Genomic DNA, 19378 nt, shown 5'->3' on the forward strand with positions numbered 1-19378 from the left:
CGCCCGCGACCGGGAGCACGCCGTGGCCGTGATCGGCGTCGGCATCGACGTGTGCGACCTCGACCGGTTCGCCGCCTCGATGGAGCGGACGCCGGGCCTGCGCGACCGGCTCTTCACCCCGGCCGAGGCCGCCCGCCCGCTGGCCTCGCTCGCGGCCCGGTTCGCCGCGAAGGAGGCCCTCGCCAAGGCCCTCGGCGCCCCGGCCGGCCTCGCCTGGCACGACGCCGAGGTGTTCTCCGAGGAGTCCGGCCGACCCCGCTTCGACCTCCGCGGCACCGTCCGCGCCCGCGCCGACCAGCTCGGCGTCGTCCACGTGCACGTCTCGCTCTCCCACGACGCCGGCATCGCCTCCGCCGTCGTCGTCCTGGAGTCGTAGCCCGGGTGGGATTTCCCCGGTCGACCGGGGAAGTCTGAACTGGGGGGCCGGGATATCGGCCGACAAGTTCAGGGATCCCCGGTCGACCGGGGAAATCCCGGCCACTGGCTACGGTGGGCGGATGAGGCGGGCACACACGGTCGACCAGGTGCGGGAGGCCGAGCGGGCGCTGATGGCGCGGCTGCCGGACGGCGCGCTGATGCAGCGGGCCGCGCACGGGCTGGCGCACGCGGTGCTCGACCTCCTCGGGACGGCGGGGACGGTCTACGGACGCCGGGTGCTGCTCCTGGTCGGCTCCGGCGACAACGGCGGGGACGCCCTGCACGCCGGCGCGGTGCTCGCCCGGCGCGGGGTCGCGGTCGAGGCGTGGCTGCTGTCCGACCACGCCCACCGGGCCGGCCTCGAGGCGCTGCGGCGAGCCGGCGGCCGCGTGGTCACGACGGCGCCGCGCACCCGACCCGACCTCGTCGTCGACGCGATCGTCGGCATCGGTGGCCGGCCCGGGCTGCGGCCCGGGGCCCGCCAGGCGCTGGACGCCGTCGCGGGCGTGCCGGTCGTCGCGGTCGACGTGCCCAGCGGGGTCGACGTCGACACCGGCGAGCTCGACGGCCCGCACGTCGAGGCGGCGCTCACCATCACCTTCGGCACCCACAAGTTCGCCCACCTGCTCGACCCCGCCGCGCGGGCCGCCGGCACCGTGCACCTCGTCGACCTCGGCCTCGACCTGCCGGCGCCGGCCGCGGAGGCGCTGCAGGACGCCGACGTCGCCGCCCTCCTGCCGCGACCCGGCCCCGACGCCCAGAAGTACTCCCGCGGCGTCGTCGGCGTCCGGGCCGGCTCCGACGCCTACCCGGGCGCCGGGCTCCTCTCCGTCGCCGGGGCGAGCTGCGGCCTCGCCGGGATGGTCCGCTACGTCGGCGACCGCGGCGTGCTCGACCTGGTCCACGCCCAGCACCCCGAGGTCGTCGGCGCCGGCCGGGTGCAGGCGTGGGTGGTCGGCAGCGGCAGCGGCGACGGCGCCCCCGGCACCCTGGCCGAGGCCCTCGCCGACGCCGTCCCGACCGTCGTGGACGCCGACGCGCTGGCCCACGCCCCCCGCGGCGGCGGCCACGAGTCGCTGGTCCTCACCCCGCACGCCGGTGAGCTGGCCCGGATGCTCGACGTCGACCGCGTCGACGTCGAGGCGCGTCCCCTCGAGCACGCCCGCCGCGCCGTCGAGACCTACGGCGCCGTGGTGCTGCTCAAGGGTCGCCACACGCTCGTCGTGCACCCCGACGGCCGGGTGCGGGTCACCACCACCGGCACGCCGTGGCTGGCCACGGCGGGGGCGGGCGACGTCCTCGGCGGCGTCATCGGGGCGCTGCTCGCCGCCGGCCTCAGCCCCTTCGACGCCGCGTCGGTCGGCTCCTGGCTGCACGGCGCCGCCGCGACGGCCGCCGCCGCGGACGGTCCGATCACCGCCGGTGACGTCGCGCGTGGCCTGCCACGCGTGCTCGGGTCGCTGCTGCGAGAATCGACGACATGACCCGAGCCGAGATCGTCGTCGACCTCGCGGCGATCCGTCACAACGTCCGGCTGCTGCGTGAGCTCGTCGGCACCACGATGATCACCGTGGTCAAGGCCGACGCCTACGGCCACGGGATGGTCGAGGTCGCCCGCGCCGCCCGCGACGCCGGCGCCGAGTGGCTCGCCGTCGCCACCCTCGACGAGGCCCGCGCGCTGCGCGCCGGCGGCGACACCGGCCCCGTGCTCACCTGGCTCACGGTCCCCGGCGAGCGGTACGACGACGTGGTGCGCGCCGGGATCGACCTCACGGCCTACTCCGTCGCCGAGCTCGACGAGATCGCCGCCGCCGACGCCGGTGTCCCGGCCCGCGTGCAGCTCAAGGTCGACACCGGGCTGGGGCGCGGGGGAGCGATCCGCGCCGACTGGGAGCGGTTCTTCGCCCGCGCCCGCGCCGGCGAGGAGGCCGGTGCCTGGACCGTCACCGGGATCTGGTCGCACCTGGCCTGCGCCGACGAGCCCGACCACCCCGCCAATGACGCCCAGCAGGCCGCCTTCGACGATGCCCTGGCGCTCGCCGCGGCGGCCGGGCTGCGCCCCGCGCTGCGCCACCTCGCCAACTCCGCCGCCGCCATCCTGCGCCCCGGCGCCCGCTACGACGCCGTCCGCGTCGGCCTCGCCAGCTACGGCCTCGACCCCGCCCCGAGCGTCGAGCACGGCACCGACCTGCGCCCGGCGATGACCGTGCGCGCCGAGCTCGCGCTGGTCAAGCACCTGGCTGCCGGCGACTCCGTCTCCTACGGCCACACCTGGACCGCCGCCGCCCCGACGACGATCGGCCTGGTCCCCGCCGGCTACGCCGAGGGCGTGCCCGTCGCGGGCAGCGGCCGGCTCGAGGTCGCCGTCGACGGCACCCGGCGCCCGCTCCGCGGCCGGGTCTGCATGGACCAGGTGCTGGTCGACCTCGGCGGTGACGAGCCGCCCGCCGGCACCGACGTCGTCCTGTTCGGCCCGCCCGGCGAGGGCCGCGCGACCGCCCAGGACTGGGCCGAGGCGTGCGGCACCATCAGCTACGAGATCGTCACCCGGGTCGGCGGCCGGATGCCGCGCCGCCACGTCGACCCCGACCGCGACCCCGACCGCGACCCCGACCACGACCTCGACCCCGAGTCCGACCGTGACGACGACCGGGGGCCCCGATGAGCACCAAGGGCAGGGTGATCGGCTCGATCGGCGGCGCCCTCGGCGTCGCGGCGGCCGGCACCGCCGTCGGCATCCTGCGCCAGCACCGCGCGATCAGCCGGGTCGCCGGCGCCGACGTCCCGTTCGGCTCGCTGCGCTCGCCGGCCACCACCGTGGTCGCCGAGGACGGCGTCCCGCTGCACGTCGAGGTCGACGAGGTCGACCCCGGCACCACGCCGCCGGTCACCGTCGTCTTCGTGCACGGTTACTGCCTGAACCTGGACTGCTGGCACTTCCAGCGCGCCGCCTACCGCGGCCTGGTCCGCAGCGTCTACTACGACCAGCGCTCCCACGGCCGCTCCGGCCGCTCCGACCGCGAGCACGCCACGATCGACCAGCTCGGCCGCGACCTCGCGCAGGTCATCGCCGAGGTCGTGCCCGACGGCCCGGTGGTGCTGGTCGGGCACTCGATGGGCGGCATGACCGTGGTGACCCTCGCCGAGCAGCTCCCCGAGCTGATCGGCACCAAGGTCATCGGGGTCGCGCTGATCTCGACCACCGCCGGCGGGTTCGACCCCAGCCGGGTCCTGCTCCCCATGCTGCCCGCCCGCCTGACCGGGCGGCTGACGCACCGGGCGATGGCGACGCTGCACCGCGGCCACGGCGCGATCGACTCGGCCCGCCGCGTCGGCCGGGCGGTCGCCAACGTCGCGACGCGGCAGTTCGCCTTCGGCGGCGACGTCCCGCGCTCCTACGTCTCCTTCGTCGACGACATGCTGTCGCAGACGCCGTTCGAGGTGGTCGCCGACTTCTTCCCCAGCTTCCGCGACCTCGACAAGTTCGACTTCGTCGAGGTGCTCGACGAGGTCCCGGTCTCCATCATCTGCGGCAACGCCGACAAGCTGACCTCGATCGGGCACTCGCGCAAGCTGCACGTCCGGATCCCCGGCTCCCGGCTGCTGGAGTGCGACGGTGCCGGTCACATGGTGCCGCTCGAGCGCCACGACCAGGTCAACGCCGAGCTCGACCAGCTCATCACGGCGGCCACGACCCGGGCAGCCGGCCGGTGAGCGAGGTCAGCGTCCGTCGCGTCGGCCCCGAGTCAGCCGCGGCGGTGCTCGCGATCGTGCGCGACGCCTTCGGCAGTCGCCCGCCGCTGCACCCGCCGGCCGACGCGCTCACCGAGACCGAGGCCTCCATCGCCACCCGGCTGGCCCTCGGTGGCGGCCTGGTCGCCCGGGTCGACGGCGTGCCGGTCGGTGCCCTGCTGCTCGACGCCGTCGGCGACGCCGTCTACCTGCGCCGGTTCGGCGTGGTCTCGGCCGCGCGGGGCCACGGCGTCGCGGGCGCGCTGATCCAGGCGGCGTCCGAGGCCGCCGTCGGCCGGCCGTGGCTGCGGGTGGTCGCACGCGAGGAGCTGCCGGCGACGATCGCCTTCTGGGTGCGCCGCGGGTTCGTGCAGACCGACCGTCGCTCGCCCTACGTCGAGCTGGTCCGGCCGGTGCCGGTGTTCCACGAGGTGCCCACCGCCGACGACATGCGGGCGCTCGGCGCCCGCGTGGCCCGCACGCTGCGCCCCGGCGACCTGGTCGTCCTCACCGGCGACCTGGGGGCCGGGAAGACCACCTTCACCCAGGGCCTGGGCCGCGGGCTCGGCGTCGAGGGCGCGGTGACGTCGCCGACGTTCGTCATCGCCCGCGAGCACCGGTCGACCTCGGACGGCCCGGAGCTGGTGCACGTCGACGCCTACCGCCTCGGCGGCGCCGCCGAGCTCGACGACCTCGACCTCGACACCTCCTTCGACGACGCCGTCACGGTGGTCGAGTGGGGCGAGGGGGTCGCCGAGGACCTCGCCGACTCCCGCCTCCAGATCCGCATCACGCGCTCCGCGGGTGCCGGCGGCCAGGGGGCCGACGGCGAGCTCGACCCGCGCACGGTCGAGATCCTGCGGCTCGGCCCGCGCTGGGCGACGTCGTGAGCCCGGCCCCGCCCGCCATGGCCTAACGTCGTCACCGTGCTGCTCGCGTTCGACACCGCCTCGCCCACCGTCACCGTCGCCCTCCTCGACGACGGCGAGGTGCTGGCCGAGCTGGTCTCGGAGGAGACGATGCGGCACGGCGAGCAGCTGGCGCCGCTCATCGACGAGGCGCTGCGCCGCTGCGACGCGCTGCGCTCCGACGTGACGGCGGTCGCGGTCGGCGTCGGCCCGGGCCCGTTCACCGGCCTGCGGGTCGGCCTGGTCACCGCCCGCACGCTGGGCTTCGTCCTCGAGGTCCCCGTCTACGGCGTGTGCAGCCTCGACGCGCTGGCCGTCGAGGCGGTCGACACCGGCGCGGTCGGTGCGAGCTTCGTGGTCGCCACCGACGCCCGCCGCAAGGAGGTCTACCTCGCGGCCTACGACGAGGACGGCGTCCGCACCGGCGGCCCGGCCGTCGACCGGCCCGCGAGCGTGGCCACCACCGTCCCGGTCGTGGGGGAGGGCGCGGTGCTCTACCCCGAGGCCTTCCCGAACCGGCTCGGCCCGCTGCGTCCGTCGGCGGGGTGGCTGGGTCGCGCGGTCACGGAGGAGCGGGTCGAGCTGCTCGACCCGGAGCCGCTCTACCTGCGGCGGCCCGACGCCGTCGCGCCCGGCGCCGCCAAGCCCGTCTCGTGAGCCCGGCCGGCCCGGCGAGCGCCCCGACGATCCGGGTGGCCGGCCCGGACGACGCCGCCGCGGTCGCCGACCTCGAGGCCGAGAACCTCGGCGGCGACGCGTGGCCGTTCGGACTCGTGGCCGCGGGGGTCGCGGGTGAGGCGCCGACGGTGACCTACCTCGTCGCCGACCTCGACGGCGTCGTCGTCGGCTACGCCGCCGCGAGCGTCGTGGCCGACATCGCCGAGCTGCAACGGGTCGCGGTCACGCCGCGGCACCGTCGCGCGGGGGTCGCGGGGCTGTTGCTCGACGGCGTCGTCGCCCTGGCCCGCTCCGGCGGGGCCGACCGGGTGCTGCTCGAGGTCCGGGAGGACAACGAGGCCGCGCTGGGCTTCTACGCCCAGCGCGGCTTCGGGGAGATCGACCGTCGCCGCCGGTACTACCGCGACGGCGCGACCGCCGTGGTGATGCTGCTCCCGGTCGACCGGTGAGGCCGTCCCGGGGGTGCTCAGTCGAGGACCTCCGGGGCCACGCCGTCGTCGTCGATCCAGTCGCGACCGTCGTCGAAGAGGTCGCGGTCGCGGCCCTGCTCGTCCTGGTCGCGGCCCGAGCGGCGTCCGGCACCGGCGGCTCCGGCGCCGCCCGGCCCACGGCCCCCGGCCGTGCCCCGGGTGCCCTTGGCGCTGCCGTTGCGCGACCCGGCCGCCCCGGCGGTGCCGGCCGCCCCGCGACCGGTGCCCCGACCCGCGGTGCCGCGTCCGGCCGCACCGGTGCCGCGGCCGGCGGAGGAGCGTGACCCGGGAGCGGACCCCACGGCGCCGCCCCGGCCACCCGCCGGCCGCGAGGTGGGCACTGCTCCCGCCGCGCCGCCGCGACCCAGGGCGCCGGCCGTGCCGGCCGGCCGGCCGCTCGCGCCGATGGGGCGGGCCCCGGCCGGGGTGCCGGGCGTGACGACGCCCGGACGGACGCCGGCCCCGATCGCGGCACCGGCGGCGGCGCCGCCGGCACCGATCCCCGCTGCCGCGGCGGGCGAGACGCCTCCCGGCGCCCCCGCCGACCCGGGGCTCGGCGGCATCGCCGAGGGCGAGAGGGGCGAGATCGGGGCCATCGGGGTGGTCGACCCCGGTGTCGTCGGGCCGACCGGCGCGGGAGGGGCGGGTGCCCCCGGCGCGATCGGGGAGGTGGGTGCGCCGGGTCCCTGGGGCGTGCCCGGGGTCGGGCCCTGCGGGTAGCCGGGCTGTGACGGGTTGCCCGGCGGGGAGCCCGGCGGGATGCCTGGCGGCGGCGAGGTCGGGGGCGAGGTGGGCGTACCGGGAGGCACCGACGTCGGCGGGCGGGAGATCGGCGCGTCGGGGCTACCGCCCCCCGGGCCGGTCGGGCCGGTCGGGGGTAGCTGCTCGGGCGGCCGGACGGGCTCCTGCTCGCCGTGGATCCGCTTGATGTCGCCGAGCTCGGAGCCGAAGACCTCGTCGAGGCGCCGGGTCCACTCCCCGGAGATCCGCTCGCGGGCCTCGAGGTTGTCGTTGTACTCCTTGACCGACTCACCGTGCTTGCGCTGCTCGGTGACGTCCTCCGGCGTCGCCGGCCCCACGGGACGGCGGTAGGGGCCGGGCTTGTCGAGCTCGGGGCTGCTGACGTCCATCTGGCGCCGCGCCTCCCGGGCCTCCCGGATCGCCCTCGCGGTCCGGTCGAGCGCCCGGCTGCCGTCGCGCAGCAGCTGCACGCGCTCGTCGAGACCCCGCGCCGTCTCCACGAACGAGCGGCCCATCGCGGGACCCGTCTCGCCGCCGATGACGTGGTCGCGCTGGGCGGCCTGGCGCATCGACGCGGCCACCACGTTGAGCAGCTCGGCGCACCGGTACCACTCCGCGGACCCCTCGTCGATCTGCTCGTGGTCGGCGCCGTCGAGGTAGCGCCGGAACTCGATCTCGGACGGTCCGGGCATCAGCCCTCCTCCTCCGCCGGGATCTCGCAGGTGGTGTTGGTGAAGTCGGGCGGGGCGGCGCAGCCCTCGACGGCCTCGAGGGTCGGGACGGGCGCCCCGGCCACGCGGTCGGTCGAGCGGCGCGAGCCGTCGCCGCTGGTCTCGTCGGTGAAGACCATGTCGTCGTGGAAGCGGTGGATCTTGACGACGTAGCCCTCCAGCCCGACGACCAGGTCGCGCATCGCCTCGGTCACGTGCTGGTGGGCGAGGTTCACGTGGTGCCCGAACTGCTGCCCGGGGTCGGAGGCGCCGAAGACGGCCGGTGCCACGCCCTTCGGGCGGGAGTTGCGGTCGACGTCGTCGGCGTTCTCGGTGAGGATCTTGACGATCTCGCGGATCGTCGCCTCCTCGACGTTGATCGCGCCCAGCGCTGCGCCTGCCTGTGCGGCCAGACCGATGCTCATCCGTGAACTCTCCTCTGCTGCTCTGCTGCGGGCCGAGACGCGGTTCGCCTACCCCTCGCCCACACCGGTAAACCTGCGGGCGCCCGCCCCACGCCCGGCACGCTACTCGTTAGGGTCGGGGTAGTCCCGATCTCGGAAAGGGGTCCCGATCGTGCGATCCGTGTCCCGCAGCAAGGCCGTCCCCGCCGCCGTCCTGGTCGCCGTCCTCGCCCTCGCGGGCTGCGGCGGCGGTGGCGACGACGGTGGTGACGGCGGTGCCGGGAGCGACGGCCCGGACCCGTCGGCGAGCGCCACCTCCTCCGCGGCGGGCTCCCCGTCGCAGGCGCCGAGCCCCACGGAGCCGACCGAGGCGGCGGTGGTCCCGGCCTCCGGACCCGAGCTGGCGATGGACGTCGCCACGGTGCGGCTCCCGGAGGGCTGGAGGCTCACCGAGGGCCAGGCGAGCTTCCTGGCCACGGGAACCGACCCCGGGGCCGGCTCGACGAGCTTCATCGGGCTCTCGCAGTTCCCCTCGACGACGTCCGACCCGACCGCGGCCGAGCTCGAGGAGACGGTGCTCGAGGGCGACCTGCGCGGTCGCGGGATGGTGCAGGACCCGGTCGAGGTCGACGGGGTGGAGATGCGCCGGGTGACCGGCCGGGACGGCGCGTCGTCGATCGAGGTCCTCATCGCCCTCGTCGACGGCGACCTGGTCACCCTCAAGGTCCGGCAGGGCAAGGACATCCCCGGCGCCGAGCGCGCCGAGGTCGTCGCGAGCGTCCTGGCCAGCTTCCGCTGGTCCTGAGCCGGATCAGTCGGACAGGACGAACGGCGGGTCGAGGTCCTCGCCCGGCACCGGGCCGAGCACGGTGGTGGGCTCCCCGCCGACGTCCTGGGTGAGCACCGTCCAGGCCCCGTCGTAGGCGGTCGCGAGGATCGTGTCCTCGTCGAGGAACCGCACGTACGGCACCGAGGTGTCCTCGATCTCGAGTCTCGCGACCTCGGTGAGGTCGGTGTCGAGGACCGCGACCCACCGGTTCCCGAAGCCGTCACCCTGGGGGTCCCCTGCCAGGAGGTAGCGGCCGTCGGGGGAGACGTCGAGGAACTTGTAGTCGCAGGTCTCCTCGATCACCGCCTCCTGCTCGGCCGGGTCCCACAGAGCGCTGCAGCCGGTGAGGTCGTCGTCGAGCACCCGGGTGACGACGGTGACCAGGTCGCCCTCGGACGTCGCGCCGGTCACGCTCAGGACGCCGGGAGCCGGGCTGCTCTCGCGGCCGTCCTGGTTGACCTCGATCGGGTCGTCCTGGCTCTGGTTGAGGAAGACCCGGCAGCTGGTGACGCAGTCGTCGCCGGTGGCGACCATCGGGAACTGCAGCTCGGGGTCGAAGCCGTCGGCGATCACCTTCTGGCCGTCGTCCCCCACGGTCTGCAGCTCGCCGTCGAGGGTCATGAAGACGACGTAGGTGCCGGTGACCGAGGCGATCGGCGGGTTGAAGGCCGAGTAGCTCTCGACCACGGCGCCGTCCTCGACGACGTCGACGACCGTGTCGCCGTTGTCGGCCTGGGCGGTGGCCACGATCCGGTCGCCGAGGTCGGTGGCGGAGGTGTAGTCGCCGGGCAGGGCGACGACGCTGCCGTCGGCGCGGTGCAGGTCGCCGTCCTGGAGGTAGGCAAAACCGGGGCCCTCGGGCTCCGGCGGGGCCGGGGTCTCGGTGTCGACGGCGGTCGGGGTCTGGGTGGCGACCGGCGGCCCGCTGCTGCGGTCGGTGCCGAAGCCGCCGCTCGAGGCGACGGCGACGGGGGTGATGACGGCCGCGGCGGCCACGAGGCTCGCCGCGACGACGGTACGGCGACGTCGCTTGATGCTCACGGCTCTGCCTCTCACGTGCTCGAAGGTCAACGGGGACTCGCGGAGGTCGCGGACGCGGCGGTCGAACTCGCTGCTCATCTCGCTCTCCCAGTCCTGGTCGGGGTGCTGGTCGGGTCGGTCCTCGTTCATCGGTCCTCCTCCGGTCGTCCGGGGTGCAGGTCGGCGGGCACACGCTCACGCAGCGCCGCGATGGCCCGGCTGCACTGCGACTTCACGGTGCCGACCGAGATGCCGAGGACGTCGGCGGTCTCGGCCTCGCTCAGCTGCTCGTAGTAGCGCAGCACCACGACGGCGCGCGCCTTCGGTGGCAGGGACGTGACGACGTCCCACAGCGCGGCGCTGCGGCCCTCGTCGTAGGCGTCGAGGTGGGGGCTCTCGGGCAGCACCTCGGTGGCGTGCTCCTTGCGCTTCCAGGCCCGGCGCCACAGCGAGTTGTTCTCGTTGACCATGATCCGGCGCACGTAGGCGTCGACCGAGGCCCGGTCGTTGACCTTGTCCCAGGCCAGGTACAGCTTGGCCAGCGACGTCTGCAGGATGTCCTCGGCCTGGTGCCGGTCGCCGGTGAGCAGGTACGCGGTGCGCAGCAGGCTCGGCTGGCGTGCCTGCAGGTACGCCGTGAACTCGGCGTCGCGGCGTCCGTGCCGGGTCATGTCTCCAGTGTCGGGTCTGTCCCGTCCGTGCAGCAGCATCATCACGGCTCCTCCCTCACGTTCACGACACCAAGACGCGAACGGTGCGGAGAAGGTTGCAACCGGCCGCCGACGTCAGTGGGCCAGGAGGTAGCCGGTGCGCCGGCCCGGCCGGACCACCGGCGTGGTCCGCTCGATCGAGCCGTCGAGCCCGAGCCGCACGATCGCCTGGCGACTCCCGCCCCGAGGCGGCCGGGCGACGCCGAGCAGGTGCCGTCGGTCCTCCCACACCAGGCCGTGGATCCCCAGCCCGCGCGGGACGGCGAGGACGTGACGCACCGCGCCCGTGCGGGCGTCGCGGACCGTCCACCCGCCGCGCCGCGACCAGCCGAGGAGCCGGCCACCCGGGCCCAGGGCGACGGCCCCCCAGCGCCGGTCGTGCCAGAGCCGGCGACCGGCCCGGGTGTCCAGGACGACGACGCCGCGGCCGTCCGTGTCGGGGACGCCCACCAGCAGGCCGGAGCGCCCGTCGACCGCGCGCACCCCGGCGAGGCCGGTGATGCGGCGCGGCGCCCCGACCAGGTCGGACCGGAGGACCCCGCGCGTGCCGGAGCCCCGACTGAGGAGCACGTCGCCGTCGAGCAGGCCGACGACGGCGGTGAGCACGCCCTGCCCCGGCCGGTCCTCCAGGCGCTGGGTCCGCTCGCCGTCCGCCGTGCGCAGGTGCAGCACCGTCGGCGCCGGCACCCCCGACTCGGGGCACGCGAACGTCGCCCAGGCGACGGTGTCCCCGTGCGCGGCCCCACCCCCGCTCGTGCACCCGTCGAGCTCCTCGACGCCGTCGGCGGTGACCACGCTCAGGCCGCTGGTGCCCTCGAAGTACCGGCCGTCGTCGACCAGCAGGCCGCCGCGGAACGCGTCGACCCCACCCAGGGCGAAGCGGCTCGGCGGCAGCTCGAAGCCGCCGCCGCGGGCGACGTACGTCGTGCCCACGACGTGGCCGGTGCGGGGCGGGGGCCCGACCGGGAGCTGCTGCAGGGCCGCCCGCGCGGGGGCCGGCGCCGAGGTGGCGGGGCCCGGGGGCGCCGGGGCCGGGGGCGGTCGCCCGGCGTCCGGGCCGGAGCAGGCGGCGAACGCGACGAGGACCAGCGCGACGGCGAGCGGCTTCACCCCGGTACGACGCCCGACGACGCCACGGGGTTGACCCGCACGGGGGCCCGGCGGCACGTCGCAGTTCCGGGACGCCGCGGGCGCGGCTGCGCGCGCCTGACTACGGTGGGGACGATGCTCACGCGGCGTCCGTGGCTCCCGGGAGCCGGGCGCGGCGTCACGTCGCCCGTGACGCACCGAGCGTCGTCCACCGAGTCAGAGCAGGGGAGCACGCATGCAGCAGGTCAAGGCCGTCGTCGCGAAGGCCAAGGGAGAGCCCGTCGAGCTGGTCACCATCAACGTGCCGGACCCGGGACCGGGTGAGGCCGTGGTCAAGGTGCAGGCCTGCGGTGTGTGCCACACCGACCTGCACTACCGCGAGGGCGGGATCAACGACGACTTCCCGTTCCTCCTCGGCCACGAGGCCGCCGGCGTGGTCGAGGCCGTCGGGCCCGACGTGACCGGGGTGGCGCCGGGCGACTTCGTCGTCCTGAACTGGCGCGCCGTCTGCGGGCAGTGCCGCGCGTGCAAGCGGGGCGAGCCGCAGTACTGCTTCGCCACCCACAACGCCACCCAGAAGATGACGCTCGAGGACGGCACCGAGCTCTCGCCGGCCCTGGGGATCGGCGCGTTCGCCGAGAAGACCCTGGTCGCGGCCGGGCAGTGCACGAAGGTCGACCCCGAGGCGCGGCCGGCGGCCGTGGGCCTGCTCGGCTGCGGCGTGATGGCCGGCATCGGCGCGGCGATCAACACCGGCGCCGTGACCCGCGGGAAGTCCGTCGCGGTCATCGGCTGCGGCGGCGTCGGCGTCGCGGCGGTCGCGGGCTCCGCGCTGGCCGGGGCCAGCCCGGTCATCGCCGTCGACATCGACCCCAAGAAGCTCGAGGCGGCCACCCGCCTGGGCGCCACGCACACCGTCGACTCCAGCAAGGTCGACGCCGTCGAGGAGATCAAGCGGATCTGCGCGGAGACCTACGAGGGCGCCGACGGCGCCGACGTCGTGGTCGAGGCCGTGGGTCGCCCGGAGACGTGGAAGCAGGCCTTCTACGCCCGCGACCTGGCCGGCACCGTCGTCCTGGTCGGCGTCCCGACGCCCGACATGACGCTGCCCGACCTGCCGCTGATCGACGTGTTCGGCCGCGGCGGCTCGCTCAAGTCGAGCTGGTACGGCGACTGCCTGCCGAGCCGTGACTTCCCGATGCTGGTCGACCTCTACCGCCAGGGCCGGCTCGACCTCGACGCGTTCGTCACCGAGGAGATCGGCATCGACGACGTCGAGGCCGCCTTCGCCAAGATGCACGACGGCGACGTCCTGCGCTCGGTGGTGATCCTGTGACGGCCACCCGGGCCAGGGTCGACCACGCGGTCTCCTCGGGCACCTTCAGCCTCGACGGCCAGACCTTCGACGTCGACAACAACATCTGGGTGGTCGGCGACGACGCCGAGTGCGTCGTCATCGACGCCCCGCACTCGGTCGAGGACATCCTGGCCGTGGTGGGCGACCGCACGATCAAGGCGATCGTGCTCACCCACGCCCACGACGACCACTGTCGTGTCGCACCGGCGCTCCGCGCGGCCGCCAACGGCGGGTCCGGGGCGCCGATCATGCTGCACCCGGCCGACCGTCCCTTGTGGGAGCTCACGCACGGCGGTCCCGACGACGAGACCGCCACGCTGTGGGACCTCGACCTCGCCGACGGCGTCACGATCGAGGTCGGCGGGACGACGCTGCAGGTGCTGCACACGCCGGGTCACGCGCCCGGCGCGGTCTGCCTGTACGCCCCCGACCTGGGCTGCGTCTTCACCGGCGACACCCTGTTCAACGGTGGTCCGGGCGCGACCGGGCGCAGCTTCAGCGACGAGGACCTGATCAAGGACTCCATCCGCGCCCGGCTGTTCGCCCTCCCGGCCGGGACCGTGGTGCACACCGGCCACGGCGACGACACCACGATCGCGGCGGAGCAGGCCGGCCTCGGCTGAGCCCTGCCGGCGGCGTCCCGGGGTCAGAGCGGTTCGACGAGGTACGCGGCGCCCCGCCCGGCGACCCGGGTCAGCACGATCGTGGCCTCGGCGGCACCGGTGAGGGCGAGCCGCTTGCGCAGCTGCTCGGGGACGACGTCGACGCCGCGCTTCTTGATCGTCAGCGTCCCGACGCCGCGCTCGCGCAGCGCCGCCCTCAGCTGCTTCTCGCGGTAGGGGAGCTCCTCGAGCACGCGGTAGCCGCGGGCGAACGGCGTCCGGGAGGAGTCGTCGGAGGTCACGTAGGCGATGTGCTCGTCGACCAGCCCACCGCCGACCGCGGCCGCGACCGCGGTCACCAGGCCGGCGCGGATGACGGCGCCGTCGGGCTCGTAGAGGTAGCCGCCGACGTCGCGGACGCCGACGTGGGCGGCGCCGGGGTCGTCGTCCTCGGTGAGGGTGGCCAGGCCGCCGTCGCCGATGACGGTGGCCCGGCGACGGGTCGAGGCCAGGCTGCCCGACCACAGGGCGGCCTCCTTGACCTCGCCGCGGTCACTGACCCACTCGGCCTCGACGCCCTCGGGTACCAGGTCGTGGGGGATTCCGGGGGCCACCTTCACGCAGGCGTCGCGGGCGAGGAGCCGCTCGACGAAGGTCCAGGGCGGCGTCCAGGCGTCGGGGCTCCAGGTGCGGCCCGCCCCGGAGCGGCGCGCGGGGTCGGCGAAGGCGACGTCGAAGGGCGAGGTGTCGATCCGGGTGGCGTCGGCCACGCTCACCGCCCCCGGGAGGCCGAGGGCGGCCAGGTTGGCCCCGGCCACCGCGACCCGGACCGGGTCGAGGTCGATGCCGACGCAGGTGATGCCGGCCTCGGCGGCGGCGAGCAGGTCACCGCCGATGCCGCAGCCGAGGTCGACCAGGGTGCGGGTCGCGAACGCCGTCAGCCGGCCGGCCCGGTGGCGCGCGACCGCGGCGCGGGTGGCCTGCTCGAGCCCGTCGGGGGTGAAGTACAGCAGCGCGGCCCGCTCGCCGAGCTTGGCCTCGGCGCGCCGGCGCAGCGTCACCTGGGTGAGCGCGGCGGCGACCCGGTCGGGCGTCGCCGTCCGGCGCAGCGCCGTCTGGACCGCGAGCTCGTCGTCACCGCCGGCTACGAGGGCGGTCGCCGTCGCCAGCAGGGCCTGACCGTCGTCGGTCAGCAGCCAGTGGAAGGCGTCGAGGTCCATGTCCTGATCTTCGCAGGCGGCTCCGGCCCGGCGGGCGCGACGGGCGCCCGGCCGGTCGACCCCCACCCTCCCTGGCACTCGTCAGGGGGGAGTGCTAGTTTCGGAACTGGCACTCTCGACCCGAGGGTGCCAGCGCTTGCGAAGAGGTACGACCCCCGCGACGGCGTACCACCGAGCAGGCCCACCACGTGAGCCCGCAGAGTTACAACGAAAGTGGAGGTCGACATCGTGTCGGTCAACATCAAGCCTCTCGAGGACCGGATCGTCGTCAAGCCCCTCGAGGCCGAGCAGACCACGGCCTCCGGCCTGGTCATCCCGGACACCGCCAAGGAGAAGCCCCAGGAGGGCGAGGTCGTGGCGCTGGGTCCGGGTCGCATCGACGACAACGGCAACCGCGTCCCGCTCGACGTCGCCGTCGGCGACAAGGTCATCTACAGCAAGTACGGCGGCACCGAGGTCAAGTACGCCGGGGACGAGTTCCTCATCCTCTCGGCGCGCGACGTCCTCGCCGTCGTCTCCTGATCACTTCCTGATCCTTCCAGATCAGCTGCGCGGGTCGTCCGCCTGACGAGCGCCTCGTGCGTGAAGTCGGCGGGCGACCCGTTCGCCGTCCTGGCCCTGAACCACACCCCGCACCACACCCGGCAAGGAGCACCACCGCATGCCCAAGATCCTGGAGTTCGACGAGAACGCCCGCCGCGCGCTCGAGCGCGGCGTCGACGCCCTCGCCAACGCCGTCAAGGTCACCCTCGGCCCGAAGGGCCGTTACGTGGTCCTCGACAAGAAGTGGGGCGCGCCGACCATCACCAACGACGGTGTCACCGTCGCCCGTGAGATCGAGCTCGACGACCCCTTCGAGAACCTCGGCGCCCAGCTGACGAAGGAGGTCGCCACCAAGACCAACGACGTCGCCGGTGACGGCACCACCACCGCGACCGTGCTCGCCCAGGCGATGGTCCACGAGGGCCTGCGCGCCGTCGCGGCCGGCGCCAACCCGATGGGCCTCAAGCGCGGCATGGACCTCGCCGCCCAGGCCGTCTCCGACGCCCTGCTCGAGGCCGCCCGCGAGGTCGAGACCCGCGCCGACATGGCCTCGGTCGCCACCATCTCGAGCCGCGACGCCCACATCGGCGACCTGCTCGCCGACGCCTTCGACAAGGTCGGCAAGGACGGCGTGATCACGGTCGAGGAGTCCAACACCATGGGCACCGAGCTCGAGTTCACCGAGGGCATGCAGTTCGACAAGGGCTACATCAGCCAGTACTTCGTCACCGACCCGGAGCGCATGGAGGCCGTCCTCGACGACCCCTACATCCTCCTGCACCAGGGCAAGATCTCGGCGATCTCCGAGCTCCTCCCGCTGCTCGAGAAGGTCATCCAGGCCGGCAAGCCGCTCTTCATCCTCGCCGAGGACGTCGACGGTGAGGCGCTGTCGACCCTGGTCGTCAACAAGATCCGCGGCACCTTCAACGCCGTCGCGGTGAAGGCCCCGGCCTTCGGCGACCGCCGCAAGGCGATGATGCAGGACATCGCGACGCTGACCGGTGGCCAGGTCATCGCCCCCGAGGTCGGCCTCAAGCTCGACCAGGTCGGCCTCGAGGTGCTCGGCACCGCGCGTCGCGTCGTCATCACCAAGGACAACACGACCATCGTCGACGGCGCGGGCGACTCCGCCGAGGTCGAGGGCCGGGTCAACCAGATCAAGGCCGAGATCGAGAACACCGACTCCGACTGGGACCGCGAGAAGCTCCAGGAGCGCCTCGCCAAGCTCGCCGGCGGTGTCTGCGTGATCAAGGTCGGCGCCGCCACCGAGGTGGAGCTGAAGGAGAAGAAGCACCGCATCGAGGACGCCGTCTCCGCGACCCGCGCGGCCATCGAGGAGGGCATCGTCCCCGGCGGTGGCTCGGCGCTCATCCACGCCGTCGCGGTCCTCGACAAGGACCTCGGCCTCACCGGCGACGAGGCGTTCGGCGTCCGCGTCGTCCGCAAGGCCGCCGACGAGCCGCTGCGCTGGATCGCCGAGAACGGCGGCGTCAACGGCTACGTCGTGACCTCCAAGGTCCGCGAGCTCGGCCTGGGCAACGGCTACAACGCCGCCGACGACACCTACGGCGACCTGGTCGCCCAGGGCGTCCTCGACCCGGTCAAGGTCACCCGCTCGGCCCTCATCAACGCGACCTCCATCGCCGCGATGCTGCTGACCACCGAGACGCTGATCGTCGAGAAGCCCGAGGACGAGGACGAGGCCGCCGCCGGCGGCCACGGCCACGGCCACGGTCACTGATCCACCCCGCCGGTCCGCCGGCACCGTTCCGACCCGTCGCGGGTGACCGCGGCGGGTCGGTCCGCTTTTCGGTGCCCCAGATCCGCGCGGGGGGCGACTGGCTCTGACAGGGTGGGCGGGCACCGTGCCGACCTGGGGAGGGAGGGCGATGGACCACCACGCGCCGGACCGGCGACCGGCCGGGGGCTCCCGCCTGCTCACCGTCGTCCTCGCGGTGCTGCTGCTCGCCGTCCTCGCCACCTCGACGGTGCTCGTCCTCGAGCGCCGCAACGAGCCCGACGTCTCCCCGCAGCGACCCGCCGACATCGGCGCGGCCCGCTGGCAGGACGACGTCGCGGGCCGTGCGGTCCTCGCCGCGCGCCGCGCGGCGCGGACCTACTTCACCCTCGACCACCGACACGTCGAGCGCGACATGGACGCGATGCGCGCCCTGGGCACCGACGAGTTCGTCGCGTCCTACGACGCCGGCGCGGCGGCCCTCGCCGCCCGGGTCTCCGAGCAGCGGCTGCGGCTCAGCGCGGCCCTCGAGCCCGACGGCGCCGCCACCGAGCTCCTCGTCGCCGACCGGGCCCAGGTCCTGGTCACCCTCGACGTGACGACCGTGGCGCCGACCGGACGGCGCACGGCCCCGTACCGGACCCGCGTGGTGCTCGACCTGGTCGACGACGAGTGGCTGGTCGCGGCGTTCGAGGAGGTGCGCTGATGGGCCCGCTGCGTCGTCGCGTCGTCGTCCTGCTCGCCCTGGTGCTGGCGGGCTCGGGCCTGACGGTCGCGCTCGCGCTCACCCGCCCCGACGTCGCCCCGAGCGCGCCCGACAGCCGCGGCGACTACGAGGTCGCCGACCTGCTCGGACCCGGCGGCGACGGGCTCGAGGCGGCGGTCGCGGCCGTCCCGCTGGCCTTCGGCTACGACCACGCCGACCTCACCGGCAGCCTGAGGGCCGCCTCGGAGACCATGACCCCGGCCTACGCCGCCCGCTTCGCCCGGGTCTTCGGCCGCGAGGTCCGCCCCTTCGCCCGCGAGCGCGAGGCCGTCACCGAGGCGCGGGTGCGTGGAGCAGGGGTGGTCCGCACCGGCGGCGGGGAGGACGTCGTCTGCCTCCTCTACGTCGACCAGGTGCTCGTCTCCGGGCGTGGTCTCGCGGCCGGCGAGAGCGAGGTGCTCGGGCGCAACCGGGTGCTCGTGGACGTCGTCCTCACCGACGGGGTCTGGAAGGTCGACGACATCCAGGTCCTCTGAGCCGGACGCCGGGCTGGATGCAACCTCACCGCAACCCGGGGGACTTGCGGGTGCAACGACGGCCGAGGACGCTGGAGGCATGCTGTGGAGAGTGCGCGTCACCCTGCCCGACCGCCCGGGCGCCCTGGCCGAGCTGGCGGCGGAGTGCGGCAAGGCCGGCGCCAACATCGTCGGCGTCCAGGCCTTCCCCGACAACGACCGGGTGACCGACGAGCTCGTGCTGCGGACCCCCGACGAGTGGACCGCCGAGGACCTCGTGGTCCTGCACGAGCGCTCCGGCGGCCGGGACGTGGTGGCCGCGACCTGCACCGAGGAGGCGCTGCTCGACCAGCCGACCCGCTTCGTGCAGGCGGCCCGCTCGGTGCTGGCCCAGCCGGCGTCGTTCCCCGACGTCGTGGCGCACCTCTTCGACGCCGACGTGCTGCCCGGCGAGGGACCGCAGGACGTGATGGAGATGGTGGTCGGCGACGTCCAGGTGCAGATCCGGCGGGTCGCCCCGTTCACCGCCGTCGAGCACGCCCGCGGCGCCGCGATGGCCGAGCTCGTCAGCGACGTGCTCGGCCGCGAACGCCCGGCCTTCGCGCCGTCCGGTGGACGACGGATCGGGGCCGGTGCGGTGCCGACCTACGTCGTCGACGGCGGCACGGTGACCGCGCTCGCCGACGGCGTCGCCGCCGGCCGGGCCGTGGTGGTCGCCAGCACCGAGGACCCGACGGTCTTCACCGTCGACATCCGGGTCGACGCCGCCTGGCAGCGCCGCGGCATCGGCACCCGGCTGCTGGGCGACTCCGCCCGCCTCGCGCGCGGCCTCGGCGCCTCCGAGATCGTGCTCACCACCGCCCACGACAACCGTGCGGTGATGCCGATGGTGCTCTCCGCAGGCATGCGCGGCCGGATCCGGATGGCCGGCGAGACCCTGACCGTCCGCATCTCCGTCACCGAGCTCCGCCCCCTCGACCGCTGACCCG

Annotated in this window: 21 protein-coding genes; 15 read left to right on the top strand and 6 right to left on the bottom strand. The window is 75.1% G+C overall.

Annotated features, from left to right (window positions below; translation table 11 throughout):
* Positions 1-22 precede the first annotated feature (22 nt).
* From FE634_RS06090 to rimI, 7 genes are all read left to right on the top strand, one after another.
* On the top strand, positions 23-376 hold the full coding sequence (locus tag FE634_RS06090; RefSeq protein ID WP_137294088.1) for a holo-ACP synthase: 354 nt from the start codon (positions 23-25) through the stop codon (positions 374-376).
* A 121-nt stretch (positions 377-497) separates the two neighbouring features.
* Entirely contained in the window at positions 498-1901 is a 1404-nt protein-coding gene (locus FE634_RS06095; RefSeq protein WP_138875372.1) for an NAD(P)H-hydrate dehydratase, read from the top strand.
* Positions 1898-3082: an alanine racemase gene (gene alr, locus FE634_RS06100; protein ID WP_137294086.1), complete on the top strand. Its 1185-nt coding sequence runs from the start codon at positions 1898-1900 to the stop codon at positions 3080-3082. The genes FE634_RS06095 and alr overlap by 4 nt, the downstream gene beginning before the upstream one ends.
* Positions 3079-4131, top strand: a complete 1053-nt coding sequence (locus FE634_RS06105; protein ID WP_138875373.1) for an alpha/beta fold hydrolase — start codon at positions 3079-3081, stop codon at positions 4129-4131. The genes alr and FE634_RS06105 overlap by 4 nt, the downstream gene beginning before the upstream one ends.
* Entirely contained in the window at positions 4128-5039 is a 912-nt protein-coding gene (gene tsaE, locus FE634_RS21770) for a tRNA (adenosine(37)-N6)-threonylcarbamoyltransferase complex ATPase subunit type 1 TsaE (RefSeq protein WP_138875374.1), read from the top strand. Before FE634_RS06105 ends, tsaE begins: the two co-directional genes overlap by 4 nt.
* Before the next feature lie 36 nt (positions 5040-5075).
* Positions 5076-5714 (top strand): tRNA (adenosine(37)-N6)-threonylcarbamoyltransferase complex dimerization subunit type 1 TsaB, encoded by a 639-nt coding sequence (gene tsaB / locus FE634_RS06115; protein ID WP_138875375.1) that lies wholly within the window; start codon positions 5076-5078, stop codon positions 5712-5714.
* On the top strand, positions 5711-6184 hold the full coding sequence (gene rimI, locus FE634_RS06120; protein ID WP_138875376.1) for a ribosomal protein S18-alanine N-acetyltransferase: 474 nt from the start codon (positions 5711-5713) through the stop codon (positions 6182-6184). The genes tsaB and rimI overlap by 4 nt, the downstream gene beginning before the upstream one ends.
* A 17-nt stretch (positions 6185-6201) precedes the next feature.
* Here the strand turns inward: rimI and FE634_RS06125 are convergent, their stop codons facing one another.
* Positions 6202-7638, bottom strand: coding sequence for a WXG100 family type VII secretion target (locus tag FE634_RS06125; protein ID WP_148240427.1), 1437 nt, complete (start codon positions 7636-7638; stop codon positions 6202-6204).
* The gene (locus tag FE634_RS06130) at positions 7638-8081 is read right to left on the bottom strand and encodes a hypothetical protein (protein ID WP_148240428.1); all 444 of its coding nucleotides are present in this window, start codon (positions 8079-8081) and stop codon (positions 7638-7640) included. Before FE634_RS06130 ends, FE634_RS06125 begins: the two co-directional genes overlap by 1 nt.
* A 160-nt stretch (positions 8082-8241) precedes the next feature.
* Here FE634_RS06130 and FE634_RS06135 point away from each other — a divergent pair, with 160 nt between their 5' ends.
* Entirely contained in the window at positions 8242-8865 is a 624-nt protein-coding gene (locus FE634_RS06135) for a hypothetical protein (RefSeq protein ID WP_138875379.1), read from the top strand.
* 6 nt (positions 8866-8871) lie between these two features.
* On the opposite strand, the gene FE634_RS06140 is transcribed toward FE634_RS06135, so the two are convergent.
* From FE634_RS06140 to FE634_RS06150, 3 genes are all read right to left on the bottom strand, one after another.
* A complete protein-coding gene (locus tag FE634_RS06140; protein ID WP_148240429.1) occupies positions 8872-10059 on the bottom strand; it encodes a hypothetical protein in 1188 nt (395 codons plus the stop codon).
* The gene (locus FE634_RS06145; protein WP_137293131.1) at positions 10056-10580 is read right to left on the bottom strand and encodes a SigE family RNA polymerase sigma factor; all 525 of its coding nucleotides are present in this window, start codon (positions 10578-10580) and stop codon (positions 10056-10058) included. Before FE634_RS06145 ends, FE634_RS06140 begins: the two co-directional genes overlap by 4 nt.
* Before the next feature lie 114 nt (positions 10581-10694).
* Positions 10695-11729, bottom strand: a complete 1035-nt coding sequence (locus FE634_RS06150; RefSeq protein ID WP_138875382.1) for a hypothetical protein — start codon at positions 11727-11729, stop codon at positions 10695-10697.
* Positions 11730-11943: 214 nt separating this feature from the next.
* Between FE634_RS06150 and FE634_RS06155 the strand changes: the two genes are divergently transcribed.
* Both FE634_RS06155 and FE634_RS06160 read left to right on the top strand, forming a co-directional pair.
* On the top strand, positions 11944-13044 hold the full coding sequence (locus FE634_RS06155; RefSeq protein ID WP_137293133.1) for an S-(hydroxymethyl)mycothiol dehydrogenase: 1101 nt from the start codon (positions 11944-11946) through the stop codon (positions 13042-13044).
* Positions 13041-13688 (top strand): MBL fold metallo-hydrolase, encoded by a 648-nt coding sequence (locus FE634_RS06160; protein WP_137293134.1) that lies wholly within the window; start codon positions 13041-13043, stop codon positions 13686-13688. Before FE634_RS06155 ends, FE634_RS06160 begins: the two co-directional genes overlap by 4 nt.
* A 23-nt stretch (positions 13689-13711) precedes the next feature.
* On the opposite strand, the gene FE634_RS06165 is transcribed toward FE634_RS06160, so the two are convergent.
* The gene (locus FE634_RS06165) at positions 13712-14887 is read right to left on the bottom strand and encodes a class I SAM-dependent methyltransferase (RefSeq protein ID WP_138875383.1); all 1176 of its coding nucleotides are present in this window, start codon (positions 14885-14887) and stop codon (positions 13712-13714) included.
* A 228-nt stretch (positions 14888-15115) separates the two neighbouring features.
* Between FE634_RS06165 and groES the strand changes: the two genes are divergently transcribed.
* The 5 genes from groES (at position 15116) to FE634_RS06190 (ending at position 19374) form a co-directional block, all read left to right on the top strand.
* Positions 15116-15409, top strand: a complete 294-nt coding sequence (gene groES / locus FE634_RS06170; RefSeq protein WP_134765380.1) for a co-chaperone GroES — start codon at positions 15116-15118, stop codon at positions 15407-15409.
* Positions 15410-15548: 139 nt separating this feature from the next.
* Positions 15549-17171, top strand: coding sequence for a chaperonin GroEL (gene groL / locus FE634_RS06175; protein ID WP_137293136.1), 1623 nt, complete (start codon positions 15549-15551; stop codon positions 17169-17171).
* Between the two features lie 148 nt (positions 17172-17319).
* Positions 17320-17874: a hypothetical protein gene (locus tag FE634_RS06180; protein ID WP_138875384.1), complete on the top strand. Its 555-nt coding sequence runs from the start codon at positions 17320-17322 to the stop codon at positions 17872-17874.
* On the top strand, positions 17874-18410 hold the full coding sequence (locus tag FE634_RS06185; RefSeq protein WP_137293138.1) for a hypothetical protein: 537 nt from the start codon (positions 17874-17876) through the stop codon (positions 18408-18410). Before FE634_RS06180 ends, FE634_RS06185 begins: the two co-directional genes overlap by 1 nt.
* 79 nt (positions 18411-18489) lie before the next feature.
* Positions 18490-19374 (top strand): GNAT family N-acetyltransferase, encoded by an 885-nt coding sequence (locus FE634_RS06190; protein WP_138875385.1) that lies wholly within the window; start codon positions 18490-18492, stop codon positions 19372-19374.
* The last annotated feature ends 4 nt before the right edge of the window (positions 19375-19378 follow it).

The organism is Nocardioides sp. S-1144, from assembly GCF_005954645.2.
In the GTDB taxonomy this organism is placed as follows: domain Bacteria; phylum Actinomycetota; class Actinomycetes; order Propionibacteriales; family Nocardioidaceae; genus Nocardioides; species Nocardioides dongxiaopingii.

What these genes read in the sequence shown, in the direction of transcription:
- FE634_RS06190 (WP_138875385.1), top strand. Translation starts at nt 18,490, where the DNA reads ATGCTGTGGAGAGTGCGCGTCACCCTGCCCGACCGCCCGGGCGCCCTG.
- FE634_RS06095 (WP_138875372.1), top strand. Translation starts at nt 498, where the DNA reads ATGAGGCGGGCACACACGGTCGACCAGGTGCGGGAGGCCGAGCGGGCG.
- FE634_RS06105 (WP_138875373.1), top strand. Translation starts at nt 3,079, where the DNA reads ATGAGCACCAAGGGCAGGGTGATCGGCTCGATCGGCGGCGCCCTCGGC.
- FE634_RS06130 (WP_148240428.1), bottom strand. Translation starts at nt 8,081, where the DNA reads ATGAGCATCGGTCTGGCCGCACAGGCAGGCGCAGCGCTGGGCGCGATC.
- FE634_RS06145 (WP_137293131.1), bottom strand. Translation starts at nt 10,580, where the DNA reads ATGACCCGGCACGGACGCCGCGACGCCGAGTTCACGGCGTACCTGCAG.
- FE634_RS06140 (WP_148240429.1), bottom strand. Translation starts at nt 10,059, where the DNA reads ATGAACGAGGACCGACCCGACCAGCACCCCGACCAGGACTGGGAGAGC.
- groL (WP_137293136.1), top strand. Translation starts at nt 15,549, where the DNA reads ATGCCCAAGATCCTGGAGTTCGACGAGAACGCCCGCCGCGCGCTCGAG.
- alr (WP_137294086.1), top strand. Translation starts at nt 1,898, where the DNA reads ATGACCCGAGCCGAGATCGTCGTCGACCTCGCGGCGATCCGTCACAAC.
- FE634_RS06180 (WP_138875384.1), top strand. Translation starts at nt 17,320, where the DNA reads ATGGACCACCACGCGCCGGACCGGCGACCGGCCGGGGGCTCCCGCCTG.
- FE634_RS06155 (WP_137293133.1), top strand. Translation starts at nt 11,944, where the DNA reads ATGCAGCAGGTCAAGGCCGTCGTCGCGAAGGCCAAGGGAGAGCCCGTC.
- FE634_RS06185 (WP_137293138.1), top strand. Translation starts at nt 17,874, where the DNA reads ATGGGCCCGCTGCGTCGTCGCGTCGTCGTCCTGCTCGCCCTGGTGCTG.
- FE634_RS06125 (WP_148240427.1), bottom strand. Translation starts at nt 7,638, where the DNA reads ATGCCCGGACCGTCCGAGATCGAGTTCCGGCGCTACCTCGACGGCGCC.
- FE634_RS06165 (WP_138875383.1), bottom strand. Translation starts at nt 14,887, where the DNA reads ATGGACCTCGACGCCTTCCACTGGCTGCTGACCGACGACGGTCAGGCC.